At 61.3% G+C, this 12,627-nt stretch carries 11 protein-coding genes and 1 tRNA gene; 3 read left to right on the forward strand and 9 right to left on the reverse strand.

All coding sequences use genetic code 11. The features are described from left to right. Positions 1-20: 20 nt before the first annotated feature. Both J2X92_RS23800 and J2X92_RS23805 read left to right on the forward strand, forming a co-directional pair. Positions 21-506: a hypothetical protein gene (locus J2X92_RS23800; RefSeq protein ID WP_307579372.1), complete on the forward strand. Its 486-nt coding sequence runs from the start codon at positions 21-23 to the stop codon at positions 504-506. Positions 507-742: 236 nt separating this feature from the next. Then, positions 743-1,054: a hypothetical protein gene (locus J2X92_RS23805; protein WP_307579373.1), complete on the forward strand. Its 312-nt coding sequence runs from the start codon at positions 743-745 to the stop codon at positions 1,052-1,054. Positions 1,055-1,281: 227 nt separating this feature from the next. On the opposite strand, the gene J2X92_RS23810 is transcribed toward J2X92_RS23805, so the two are convergent. From J2X92_RS23810 to J2X92_RS23820, 3 genes are all read right to left on the reverse strand, one after another. After that, entirely contained in the window at positions 1,282-1,743 is a 462-nt protein-coding gene (locus J2X92_RS23810) for a hypothetical protein (RefSeq protein ID WP_307579375.1), read from the reverse strand. Between the two features lie 346 nt (positions 1,744-2,089). After that, positions 2,090-2,710, reverse strand: a complete 621-nt coding sequence (locus J2X92_RS23815; RefSeq protein ID WP_307579377.1) for a hypothetical protein — start codon at positions 2,708-2,710, stop codon at positions 2,090-2,092. A gap of 171 nt (positions 2,711-2,881) precedes the next feature. Further along, complete coding sequence (locus tag J2X92_RS23820) at positions 2,882-3,889, reverse strand: hypothetical protein (protein WP_307579379.1); 1,008 nt, start codon at positions 3,887-3,889, stop codon at positions 2,882-2,884. Between the two features lie 353 nt (positions 3,890-4,242). Between J2X92_RS23820 and J2X92_RS23825 the strand changes: the two genes are divergently transcribed. Further along, on the forward strand, positions 4,243-4,668 hold the full coding sequence (locus J2X92_RS23825) for a Panacea domain-containing protein (RefSeq protein ID WP_307579381.1): 426 nt from the start codon (positions 4,243-4,245) through the stop codon (positions 4,666-4,668). Positions 4,669-5,862: 1,194 nt separating this feature from the next. Here the strand turns inward: J2X92_RS23825 and J2X92_RS23830 are convergent. The 6 genes from J2X92_RS23830 to J2X92_RS23855 all read right to left on the reverse strand — a co-directional run bounded on the left by J2X92_RS23830 (position 5,863) and on the right by J2X92_RS23855 (position 12,496). Then, positions 5,863-5,938 (reverse strand) — tRNA-Thr (locus tag J2X92_RS23830). 25 nt (positions 5,939-5,963) lie between these two features. Beyond that, on the reverse strand, positions 5,964-6,977 hold the full coding sequence (locus tag J2X92_RS23835) for a class 1 fructose-bisphosphatase (RefSeq protein ID WP_307579382.1): 1,014 nt from the start codon (positions 6,975-6,977) through the stop codon (positions 5,964-5,966). Positions 6,978-6,999: 22 nt separating this feature from the next. Further along, the gene (gene pepN, locus J2X92_RS23840) at positions 7,000-9,696 is read right to left on the reverse strand and encodes an aminopeptidase N (RefSeq protein WP_307579384.1); all 2,697 of its coding nucleotides are present in this window, start codon (positions 9,694-9,696) and stop codon (positions 7,000-7,002) included. Next, the gene (locus J2X92_RS23845) at positions 9,680-10,369 is read right to left on the reverse strand and encodes an HAD family hydrolase (RefSeq protein WP_307579386.1); all 690 of its coding nucleotides are present in this window, start codon (positions 10,367-10,369) and stop codon (positions 9,680-9,682) included. The genes pepN and J2X92_RS23845 overlap by 17 nt, the downstream gene beginning before the upstream one ends. A 3-nt stretch (positions 10,370-10,372) precedes the next feature. Next, positions 10,373-11,477, reverse strand: a protein-coding gene (gene prfB, locus J2X92_RS23850; protein WP_307579388.1) for a peptide chain release factor 2 whose coding sequence is annotated in 2 segments (ribosomal slippage) — positions 10,373-11,395 and positions 11,397-11,477 — 1,104 coding nt in all. Because the reading frame shifts where the segments join, the coding sequence is not laid out codon by codon here. A 203-nt stretch (positions 11,478-11,680) separates the two neighbouring features. Then, positions 11,681-12,496: a MetQ/NlpA family ABC transporter substrate-binding protein gene (locus J2X92_RS23855; RefSeq protein ID WP_307579390.1), complete on the reverse strand. Its 816-nt coding sequence runs from the start codon at positions 12,494-12,496 to the stop codon at positions 11,681-11,683. Positions 12,497-12,627: the final 131 nt, after the last annotated feature.

Consider the following 12,627-nt stretch of genomic DNA (forward strand, 5'->3'; position numbering starts at 1 on the left):
TCGCAATCCTGGCAGGCGTCATGAACGCCTACCTCTTGCACCGGGTAGGCCGCAGGCGACTCGTCGGCTTTGGCCTTGGGTTTGCGGTCGGCCTGGCGTTCATGTGGGCCACCTCGCTGGCCATCAGCGGCGCGCAAGGGATGGGCCACTTTCTGCCTGAGGCGTTGACGGGAACACGCGCAGGCGCATCCGCGTCGAAGGGTCCTGCCGGCCGCAACCCGTTCGACGAATTCGACCCCAAACTAGGGACCCCAAAGTCCAAGCCGTTCGACCAGTTCGGCGTACATACTGACCCGCCGAAGCGATTCCGCGAGATGACCGTCGAAGAGGAACTGGACATTCAGCCCCTCGACCCGCCTCAAGGCGCGACGCCAAACGCAAAGCTTGATTTGCAGCCTCTCGATCCGGCGCAAGATGCCAAGCCATGGGAGGAGTACCCAAAACAAGCGAAGGACCCGAAGGACCCACTCGGGCTGTTCGAGAAGCCAGCGACCAAGCGGAAGTGAACGGAGGAGCGAAGAAAATGCTTTGCGTTTATTGCGGAACGGCGCGGCTCGCAGACGATGCGAAGTTCTGCCACAACTGCGGAAAGCCCTATCCTCTGGCTCCAACGCCTTCGATACCTGCCTCCTCGTTTGCTGCTGCCGAGACCAGGTCGAGCCCGTCAGCGCCCCCCCCGATGTGGGAGCGGGCCATTCATGTACCGCCCAGTCCGGCTTACGCGAAGACGCTACCTGCCCGAATGCCCGCGTTCTTCTGGATGATGGTCGCGCTGCTGTGCTTCTCCTGGGTCGGCATTTGGATGGAATTGTCCTTTGGCGCAGATTCTCGGACAAGGGCACCCATTTACGTGATGCTGTACACCGGTGGATTGATGGCCTATTGGTTCAAACGCACGGGCCGTGGCGGCGGCTGGGGCTTCCTGGCGGGTCTCCTGCTCGGTGTTGCGATGTTCACGTTGCTTGCCGTTGTGGTTGGCGCCGTGCGCGGATATACCGCCGGCTTGACCTTGCCTCAGCAGGTGGCACCTGGCAACGCGCCGCGGCAGCAGTAGGCGACGAAGCTGTCTCCGAGTCGCTCGCGACCGGAAATCTTCCGAGATGCCTTCGCATCAAGTCGCTTTGGCTCCAGAATTTGCCCCGCGTCCGGGTGCGGTCAGCGCTTGAACCGCTCAGCCGGTATCGCGCCCTTCCGCTTGACCTTCACCCAATCGGTTGCACGGACTCCGGGCTGGTAGATGCTGTCCACGCGCTTTGCGAATTGAACCAGTGCTGCCGCCGTTCAGCCTGCGCCAGCCGCCCAGGCGGGCCGCTCATCTGCTCGTGGCTTCTTCGAGTACCAGACGGCACCCGTGGAGTCGCTCACCTGGGCAACGATTTTGTGCCAGGCTTTCGCGTACGCCTCCATGCCGACCTGCTCTACGACGTATACGGCCGTGGGGTCCCCTTCGGCGAGCTTGGTTCCTGCGATCCCGCTCTGGATGAGAAGGTGTGTGTCGTCGTATCCCGTTGGGAGCTTGAGAGCCACGTGACTCACGTAGGTCGCTCGGCGCCCCACGTTTGTGACGCGGATGACTCCCCACTTCTTGGTGTGGTCGTACCCGCTTCCTTCCGTGACTGCGAGGTCCCAATGAAGGGTGACCACCACTTTGTGACGATCACGGAGATAGTTGAGAACGCCCAATACAGACCCAGCGGTGCCCAGGACTAACCCGACGACGGAGACGGATTCTGAGAGGTTCATGATCGAAGAGAGGTACGAGCTGCAATTGGCGGTTTGCTTTACAGCTTGTCGAATTCTCTTCTGTCCTGCCTGGCCGGCAGGGCAGGCCGAAAGAGCTAGACCGGCCTGGCGAAGCAGGCCGTCCAGAACTTGTGGCTGCTCTTGCCGTGGTGCAGCGGGCACGGCGCGTCATGATGTTCAGCGCCGAGTTGAGCGCGGCAATGTCGCCGCGGCAGGCGTTGGCGTAGACCGGAATGAACATCGCATCCAGTCGTCCTAGCTCCAGTTTTCGAACATCGTCGGTGGGCTGCTATTCGGCGCACACAGTACTGTCGTCGCACCGGCGAACAGGGGTCCTCCGCGGCTCTCATTTGGAATCACCAGTTCGGAAGATGTTATGACTGCGCATGCGCTTCTGCCGGTTGAAGAACTCCTTGCCCGAGGCGTTGTGAACCCATGCGCCTTTGACTTCCAACGCCGTCCCAACAGGAGCTCTCAGGCCTTGCCCGCTAGGTTCATTGAACTCCCACTCCGCAAAGCGGATTGAACTGTGCGGGGCAGTCAACTGGTCATCGACCTCCGATTCCATAATCCATACCTTTGCCTGTGCGCCTTTGAGCGACGCCGTCACCTGCGAGAACGTCACGTCAGCGCGCCCATCAACGGCAGGAAGTAGCTTGGGGCAAAGCGCGTCGACGAGTTCGCGATTGGCTTTCTCCCCCTGCGCTTCGGACATGGCGTACTGGCCGCGATAGCCAACTCTCGCATTGAAGAAGGCGTCGTACGCATGCCGTGGGACGCGCAAAACGAACGATGCTCGGGAGTGACCGGCAAAGTCCCTCGCCGGTTCCCACCACATGCCGCTCTCCAGCGCAGACGTGGCGACCACCTCGTCGATGACCTCTTGGAAGCATTTCCATATCATCAGGCGGTCCGCTCGCTCGGGCGCGACAGTATCGGAAAATGTCCAATGAGTAGGTCCGCTCATCACTGGATTCTGCCCTGACGAAACCCCGCACGGTCGTCATAGCACCCCCTTTGACTGAAGCACCTTTCTATCAAGTCGCTTCTGCTCGAATTTTCGGCTGTTCGTGGGTGCAGTTGCGGTGCAGCGGCTTTGGGCCGCGATGCGGTCTTTAAGCCGAGCGCTCATAGTGGTCTATTCGGCTTCTTCAGCGTACTCATCAAGCACCGTATCAGAGAGGTGAGAAAGGTGCTTTTGCGACGACAACTCACGCAAGCTATCGTAGGAAAGATAGGTGCAACTATCTGCAAGCGGTCCGCGATCGAGAAGCGAAAAAACAGGGCGCCGAATTTCCGAAAATACCTTTTCACGCTTCGCAATCGGCGCAACGATATGGAGTTTGATAGCCATATTTGGCTGAAGTGCAAGCAGGTCAGCCATACGGAGGATTCCCGAATAAACGGCAGTCGTGTGCTCCACCTCAAACGCTCGGATGATCGAACGCCCGCGCAGCCAAAGAACGTCTATTTGTTCAATTGTCCGAAGCGTGACATCGTCATAGTTAAGTGGAAGACGTTCAAGCAGCGTTTGACTTTCACCTTTCCATTCACGAAGAACCCCTCCTCGATCGTTTCGGGGAATCCAAATGCTCATGCCCATGCGAGCGCCGATTTGGGCGATGATGGACTGAATTCGAATCGACTCACGCGCCTCAACCTCTTGCGGAACTTGGATTTGGTCCAGCAGGACAGTGTCTTCGGGAACCGAAACAGTCACGACCTTGTCTTCGCGGTTAATCGTATGAGTCGTAAGCTTCTTATTCTCCTGCTCCGTAAGCTCGCGCACTACCGGTGCCGAAGCTTGCGACGTCAATGTCTTGGCCAAGAACACCCCGTCATTCTCATCTAGCTTCACGAGGCTCCCACGCACCTTGCCGGTCCATCCGATGGAACCACGTTCAAGGTCGCGGGTAAAGGAGAGTGAATTCCAAACCTGGTCGGCGTAAATCGGAAGCGCGTGATCGATTGGCAACCATATCGTGGGCTTGACGTGAAAGCGCACTACAAATGGATCAGCCTCCGGAACGAACAGCGGTGAAGCGTCTATGAAGGGGCCATCGATTACCTCTAACAGCCCGCACCATCGAGAGATGCGTGTGAGGTAGCAGACAAAGAAATCGCCCGGCTTGATACGGTCAGCCATGCCTTTGTGTCGAAGTCGAAAGCCGGACACATCCCGCGAGGACTTCGAGAAGGCTTCATACGTCTCTGGCGAGAACAAATCGATGAAATATGACATCTGGGGTTCCCGTGATATCAGAACAGCTTGCCAACTCTCGGTCGGCAACAAGTCTACGCCTACCTGTTCGGAATGACCGGTCTGGACAACTGTAATCTCGCCGCCCAGTCAAACCAGTGCCTGCCGGCTTATCAAATCGGATGACTGGTGTGACATGTCCGCAGCCGATTGCGGCTGTTACCGCGAGCACAGGGGCATGGGGCGTGCGAAAATCCAGGAATATTGCGTTGCGGTTATCCGACGCACGAAGAAAAAATATGGCAACCGCGCACGATGTCGCTGACTACATTCTCGCGAACCTCGGCCCAATGTCGGCCATGAAACTTCAGAAGCTTGTGTACTACTCGCAGGTTTGGCATTTGACGTGGACAGATGCTCCACTATTCGACAATGAAATTCAGGCGTGGGCCAATGGCCCTGTCGTACCGACCTTGTACCAAGCGCACAAGGGGCGGTTCTTGCTGGAGCCCGGATTTTTCGGCGGGAATGCTCTGTCGGCTGATGAGCAAGACACCGTAGACCGTGTCATCAGAGTCTATGGGAACAAGAGTCCGCAGTGGTTGAGCGACCTTACCCACGCTGAGCCGCCGTGGCGTGAAGCAAGGGCAGGGATACCCGATGGCGAACGGGGTGAGGCGCCCATCGGCCATGATGCGATGGCCGAGTACTACTCGGCTTTGTAGCGTGGCAAAGAATGGGAAAGGTAAGGGCCAGCCCAAATGGGCGATTGAGCCGTCTGCCGATCGACAGCCACGCATAAAGGAAAATCCCGAGTCTACGGACCGTCAAACAATCGCGTGGCAGTTTCATCGACGCGACCCGGACCACGAATATTGGGGATGGAGCAAGCTCGGCCCGGAGGGTTTTAGCGAACTACTCCAAAAGTTCTTCTGTAGTTTGGAGAGCATGACGTGGGCGGAGATTCAGAGCGCAACAGGAGGCCGTAAAGAAGGCAACAACAACCATTTCGTGCCAGTTGCGAAAATGCCGAAGGAGGCCCAAGACCGGCTCATCGAGCTGAGGTTGGACGATATAGACGACCTGTTTTCCCTTCGTCTCCAAAACGCTTTGCGCCTGTATGGCATTCGCGATGGTCGGGTGCTGCGCTTGATATGGCACGACCCCCATCATGGCACTCCGCAGGGAGCGTACCCGGTAAAAAGCTAGAGGCGTGCCGATGCAGGAAGGGGCGTGAATCTCTTGGAGCGCACTTCCAAGCATTTACCGATAAATTGAAATGCCGTCAATTTCGGCGCTCGTGCCCGGCGCTGGATACGTAGGTCCTTCACGTTCATCTTGAACTCGGGCGGCGTGCATTCGACCCAGTGCTGTGTCGGGGACCGGACCGGCATGGCGTAGTAGCTGCTGTCGATCTAGACCAACCTAAACACCGAGGCGTAGAAGCGCAGCCTAGCGACTGTTCAGCCTCAGTGTGACACAGCGAGCCCTGCGGATGAGCTGTGAAGCCGCACCTGCCAGCGCGTGCCGGCCGAGGGCGCCAAGCTGTACAGCGGGCATTCCATCCTCGGCGACGCATCGACCGGTTAGAGCAACGCAGACGATGGCGACGGGCGAGGCGGCGCCTTGCTGCGCTGGAGCAGGGCTGGAGCAGGGCTGCGCAGTGGTGTGCTACCACGTGACGAGGCGCAGGAAGCTGCAATGCAGCGCGCCGCCACGGCAGGCTTGTTTGGTGGTGTGTTGCTGGTGGGCGAAGTGCAGCGGCGGTGGGGCGGCGCAAGCATGGGGTGCACATTGAAGCGACAGCTGCGTGGCTGAAGCCGCCGAAAACCCCATGCTGGCGGCTACACAGTGGCTACACAGGCTCAAAACAGAAAAACCTTGCTATCTATTCGATAGCAAGGTTTCCTTGACTGACTTGGTGCCGGAGAGATGAATCGAACACCCGACCTTCTCATTACGAATGAGCTGCTCTACCGACTGAGCTACACCGGCTAAGCCCGCGATTATAGCAAGAGCTTCAGGCCTTTTCGGCGTGGTACTGCGTCAAACGCTCGACTTCGTTTCGCGAACCCAACATCACACTCACGCGCTCGTGCAGTTTGGTGGGCTTCAGGTCGAGGATGCGTTGCTTGCCGTTGGTGGCGGCGCCGCCGGCCTGCTCGACGAGCCAGCTCATCGGATTGGCCTCGTACATCAGGCGCAGCTTGCCGGCCTTTTCGGGCTCGCGCTTGTCCCACGGGTACATGAACACGCCGCCGCGCATCAGGATGCGGTGCACGTCGGCCACCATGCTGGCAATCCAGCGCATGTTGAAGTCCTTGCCGCGCGGGCCGTCCTTGCCGGCCAGGCATTCTTCGATGTAGCGCGTCATGGGCTCGTCCCAATGGCGCATGTTGCTCATGTTGATGGCAAATTCTTTGGTGTCGGCCGGAATCTGGATGTCTTCCTGCGTGAGCACAAAGCTGCCTTGCTCGCGGTCGAGCGTGAACATGGCCACGCCATTGCCCACGGTGAGCACCAGGGTGGTTTGCGGACCGTAGATGCAGTAGCCGGCGGCCACTTGCTGGGTGCCGGGCTGCAGAAAGTCGGCTTCCTGCACGCCAGGGGTGTCGTCGGGCTTCTTCAGCACGCTGAAGATGGTGCCAATGCTCACGTTCACGTCGATGTTGCTGCTGCCATCAAGCGGGTCGAACATGAGCAGGTATTCGCCCTGCGGGTAGCGGTTGGGCACTACATAAATGCTGTCCATTTCCTCGCTGGCCATGGCCGCGAGGTGGCCGCCCCATTCGTTGGCCTCGATGAGCACTTCGTTGGCGATGATGTCCAGCTTCTTCTGGATCTCGCCCTGCACGTTCTCGCTCTCGGCGGTGCCGAGCACGCCGCCCAGCGCGCCCTTGTTGACGGCCTGGCTAATGCTCTTGCAGGCGCGGGCCACCACTTCAAGCAGGAGGCGCAGTTGGCCGGGAATGAGACCGTCGGCGCGTTGCTGTTCGACGAGATAGCGGGTGAGGGAAATCTTTTGTTGAGCCATGTGCTTGTGTGTTCCTTGCTTGTTAGTTACCGGCCAGGGCGCGGGTGACGACTTCGTGGGTGTCCTTGCTCAGGTCGGGCTTGGCCGCCACGCGGGCGATGGCTTCGCGCGCGGCGCTGCGGTAGGGCTCGGCCAACTTGCTCCAACGGTCGAGGGCGCGGGCAAGGCGAGCGGCCACCTGGGGGTTGATGGCGTCCAGCTCGATGACACGCTCGCTCCAGAACACGTAGCCGGCCGCGTCGGGGCGATGGAATGCGCCGGGGTTGGCGCTGCAGTAGCTGAAGATCACGCTGCGGGCGCGGTTCGGGTTCTTGATGGAGAAGTCCGGGTGCTTCATCAGCTGCTTGACCAGCGGCAAGATGTCGCCGCCGCGGTCGGGCGCGCCGGCCTGCAGCGAGAACCACTTGTCGATGACCAGCGCCTCGTCCTTGAATATGGCGTGGAAGCGCGCCAGCGCCTGTGCGGCCAAGGTGTGGCCCGACGACACCAGCGCGTTGAGCGCGTTGAAGCGGTCGGTCATGTTGCCGGCATCCTTGAAGCGCTGCAGCGTCTTGCCGGGCCACACGGTGTCGCCCGAAGAACGCGCCGCCAGGCACAAGAAGTTGAGCGCCATGCCGGCCAGCGCGCGGCGGCCTGAAGAGGTCGGGTCGGGCGTGTAGGCGCCGGTGTCGTGATTCTCTTCGTAGACCTGTTGCCAGTCGGAGAAGAGGGCGGTCGCCAGCTGCGCGCGCATGGCGTCGCGCACCAGGTGCACGCGCTGCGGGTCGACCACGTCGAGCTGCTCGGCAATGTAGGTTTCCGAAGGCAGCGTGAGCACCAGCTCCTTGAAGGCGGCGTCGAGCTTGGGGTTGCGCAGCACGCTGCGCATGGCGTCGATGTAGGCGTCGTTCAGCACCGGGGTGGTGTCGGTCGCCAGCGCGGCAATGCCCTGCAGCGCGGCGCGCAGGCCCAGTCGCTGGCCGGCTTCCCAGCGGTTGAAGGGGTCCGGGTCGTTGGCCAGCAGGGTGAGCAGTTGGGCGTCGGTGTATTCGAAGTCGAGGATCACCGGCGCGCTGAAGCCGCGCAAGATCGACGGCACAGGCGGGGCATCCAGGCCCACAAAGGTGATCTGCTCGCCGGCGCGCGAAAGCACCAGCGTGCGTGTGCCGTGCGTGATGTGCTCTTCGCCTTCGAGCTGCATTGGCAGTTCGCGCCCGCTGGCGTCGAGCAGGCCAATGTTCACCGGAATGACGAAGGGCTCCTTGGTCGCTTGGCCGGGCGTGGGCAGGCAGCTCTGCACGATGCTCAGCGTATAGCTGCGGTTCTGCGCGTCGTACACGCCATGAGCGGCAAGGCGCGGCGTGCCGGCCTGGCTGTACCAGCGCTTGAACTGCGGCAGCAAGCGAGACAGTTCCGAATCGGGGTTGGCGTCGGCAATGGCTTGCGCAAAATCGTCGCAGGTCACGGCCTGGCCGTCGTGGCGTTCAAAGTAGAGGGTGATGCCCTTTTCAAAGCCCTTGCGGCCGACCAGCGTCTGCATCATGCGCACTACCTCGGCACCCTTTTCATAAATGGTGACGGTGTAGAAGTTGCTGATCTCGATGTAGCTGTCGGGCCGCACCGGGTGGGCCATGGGACCTGCGTCTTCGGGGAACTGGGCGGTGCGCAGCACGCGCACGTCTTCGATGCGCTTCACGGCGCGGGCGGAAGCATCCGCGCAAAGGTCCTGGCTGAACTCCTGATCGCGGAAGACGGTAAGCCCTTCCTTAAGCGACAGCTGGAACCAGTCGCGGCAGGTCACGCGGTCGCCGCTCCAGTTGTGAAAGTACTCGTGGCCGACCACACTTTCGATGTTGCTGTAGTCGGCGTCGGTGGCGGTGGCCTGGTTGGCCAGAACGTACTTCGTGTTGAAGATGTTCAGGCCCTTGTTCTCCATGGCGCCCATGTTGAAGTCGCTGGTGGCAACAATCATGAAGCGGTCCAGGTCCAGCGGCAGGCCGAAGCGGGCTTCGTCCCACAGCACGGAGTTGACCAGCGAGTTCATCGCATGTTCGGTCTTGTCGAGGTCTCCGGCGCGCACATACACCTGCAGCAAGTGCTCCTTGCCATTGCGCGCGGTAATGCGCTGCTCGCGCGCCACCAGCTTGCCGGCCACCAGCGCGAACAGGTAGCAGGGCTTCTTGAAGGGGTCGACCCACTTGGCAAAGTGGCGGCCTTCGGGCAGCTCGCCTTGCTCGACCAGGTTGCCATTCGACAGCAGCACCGGGTAGGCGGCCTTGTTGGCGCGCAGCGTCACGGTGTACATCGCCATCACGTCGGGGCGGTCCAGAAAGTACGTGATGCGGCGGAAGCCTTCGGCCTCGCACTGCGTGAAGAAGGTGTCTTCGCTCACAAACAAACCCATCAGCTTGGTGTTCTTGATGGGACAGCACGTGGTGAAAATCTCGAGCTCGAAGGCATCGGGCAAACCGTCGATCACGAGCTGGTCGCCTTCCATACGGAAGGACGCGCCTTGGCCGTTCACCAGCACGCGCGCCAGGTTCAGTTCGTCGCCGTCCAGGCGCAGCGGCTGGGCCGGCGCGTCCGGATTGCGGCGCAGTTGCATGCGGTTGAGCACGCGGGTCTTGGCGGGGTCCAGGTCGAAGGTCAGGTCGACGGTGTCGATCCAGAAGGCCGGAGCGGAATAGTCTTCGCGGCGAATGGCAATCGGTTGCCCTTGGGCGTCACGCTGCAGCAGCATCGAGTGTCTCCAGAAAGTTCGAATGGGCGAGTTCGTCGTAGTCGCGAACCGCGGCAATCACATGGGGGCCGGCAAGTTCGGCGGCGGTATGGGTGCTGCACACGGCCACGGCACGCATGCCGCCGCGGCGCGCGGCCTCTATGCCGAAGGGCGCATCTTCAAACACGATGCAGCGCTCGGGCGCCACGCCAATGCGGCGCGCGGCCTCCAGAAAAATCTCGGGCGTGGGCTTGCCGGCAAAGCCTTCGTCCCCGCCCACAATGGCCAGCGGCAATGGGTCCATTTTCAGGCGCGACATCGCAAATTCGATGTTGTGCTTGTCGCCCGCCGTGCCCACGGCCACCTTCAGGCCGCGCGCCACGGCGGCCTTGGCAAAGGCCGTGAAGCCCGCCACCTCGGTGAAGTTGTCGCTGAACATGGCGCGGTAGATTTCTTCCTTCTCCTGCACCAGGCCTTGGCACTCGGCGTCGGAAAGATCGCGATCGAACAGCTCGCGCATGCACTCGACGCCGGTGCGGCCCGTGGTGCGCGCAAGAATGTCGGTCACGTCCAGCTTCAGCCCGTGGCGCGCCACAAACTCCACCCACGAGCGCGCATGCCAAGGCATGGAGTCGATCATGGTGCCGTCCATGTCGAAGATGAAGGCTTCGACCTTGTCGTGCGTGAGGCTCATCGATTACACGCCTTGCTTCAGCGATGCTTCGATGAACACGTCCAGGTCGCCGTCGAGCACCTTTTGCGTGGCCGACACTTCAACGTTGGTGCGCAGGTCCTTGATGCGGCTGTTGTCCAGCACGTAGCTTCGAATCTGGTGGCCCCAGCCCACGTCGGTCTTGCTGTCCTCGAGCTTTTGCTGCTCTTCCTGGCGCTTGCGCATCTCGTGGTCGTACAGGCGTGAACGCAGGCGCTTCCACGCCACGTCGCGGTTGCTGTGCTGGCTGCGGCCGTCCTGGCACTGCACCACGATGCCGGTCGGGATGTGCGTCAAACGCACGGCCGAGTCGGTCTTGTTGATGTGCTGGCCGCCCGCGCCCGATGCGCGGAAGGTGTCGGTGCGCACGTCTGACGGGTTGATCTCGATCTCGATGGAGTCGTCGATTTCCGGGTACACAAAGATCGAGGCAAAGCTGGTGTGGCGCCCGCCCGACGAGTCGAACGGCGACTTGCGCACCAGGCGGTGCACGCCGGTTTCGGTGCGCAGCAAGCCAAAGGCGTAGTCGCCTTCCACCTTGATGGTCGCGCCCTTGATGCCGGCGGTGTCGCCAGGGGTTTCGTCTTCGATCTGCGTCTTGAAGCCCTTGCGCTCGGCGTACTTCAGGTACTGGCGCAGCAGCATGCTGGCCCAGTCGCAGGCCTCGGTACCGCCCGCGCCGGCCTGAATGTCGACAAAGGCGTTGAGCGGGTCGGCCGGGTTGTTGAACATCCGGCGGAATTCGAGCTGCTTGATGTCGGCTTCGAGCGCGGCGGCGTCATCGGCAATGGACTGCAAGCCGTCCATGTCGCCTTCTTCCTTCGACATCTCGTACAGCTCGGAGTTGTCCGAGAGTCCGCTGGTGAGGCGGTCGAGCGTCACGACGACGTCGTCGAGCGATTTCTTCTCGCGGCCCAGCTCCTGGGCCTTCTTCGGGTCGTTCCAGACGTTAGGGTCTTCGAGCGATGCGTTGACCGTCCTCAGGCGTTCGGATTTGGCATCGTAGTCAAAGATACCTCCGTAAATCGGCCGTCCGGGCGCTCAGGTCCGCGAGGGTTGCGCCGATTTGGTTGATTTGTTCTGCGTCCATGGGGTGTCCTGACTGTGTTCGGGGGAAACCGGACATTTTCTCATGGTCCGATTACCCGCCCGGTAAGGCCCCTGTATTGCTCCTTCCCCCGCTGGGGGAAGGCGGGGATGGGGGCGGCTCCCGTATTTGGCCGCGGCCTTTGTTTCGGCGCCGGCGTGCCCCCACCCCGGCCCTCCCCCGGGAGGGGAGGGAGGAAGGCAAAGTCAGAACGCCGGAACAAGCGAGCCCTTGAACTGTGTCTCGATGAAGCTCTTCACCTCCGCCGACTGGTACGCCGCCACCAAGCGCTTGGCCCAGGGCTTGTCCTTGTCGGCGCGGCGCACGGCAATCAGGTTGGCGTACGGGCTCTTGGCCGATTCCTTGATCACCGCGTCCTTGTTGAGTGAAAGGCCGGCCTTCTCGGCGTAGTCGTTGTTGATGGCGGCAATGGCCAGGTCGTCGAGCGAGCGGGGCAACTGCGCGGCGTCGAGCGGCACGAGCTTGAGCTTCTTGGGGTTGCTCACCACATCGAGCGGCGTGGCGGTGTTGTTCTTCACGGCTTCGGGCTTCAGCGTGATGAGGCCGGCCGACTGCAGCAGCAGCAGCGCGCGGTTGCCGTTCGACGGGTCATTCTGAATGCCGACCGATGCGCCCTCGGGCAGCTGGTCGATCGACTTGATCTTGCGCGAGTAGAAGCCCAGCGGCGCGGTGATGGTCAGGCCCACGGGCACGATGTCGAAGCCGCGCGCCTTGTTCTGGTTGTCCAGGAACGGCTGGTGCTGGAAGGCGTTGGCATCCAGGTCGCCAGAGGCCAGAGCCGCATTCGGCAGCTGGTAGTCGTTGAACACCACCAGCTGGATGTTCAGGCCGTCTTTCGCGGCCACCTTCTTCACCACTTCGAACACCTGCTCGGCGCTGCCGACGGAGACGCCGACCTTGACTGTGTTCTTGTCTTGCGCGAGCGCGGCGCTGCTGCCGGCAAAAAGGGCAACGGCCAGCGTTGCAAAGGCGAGGGTGCGGCGGCGGAAATTGGTATGCATGGTGTGGCGCGAAATCAAAAAAATGAAGGCGCGAATGTGGCATTGCCCGGCGAACTTGGGAACGAACCAATGCGCATATCGATATGGCGTCACTCAATCGTGCGTTCATGGCCTTATGCCGTTTATCGAAT

This window comes from Variovorax paradoxus (genome assembly GCF_030811855.1).
In the GTDB taxonomy this organism is placed as follows: domain Bacteria; phylum Pseudomonadota; class Gammaproteobacteria; order Burkholderiales; family Burkholderiaceae_C; genus Variovorax; species Variovorax paradoxus_L.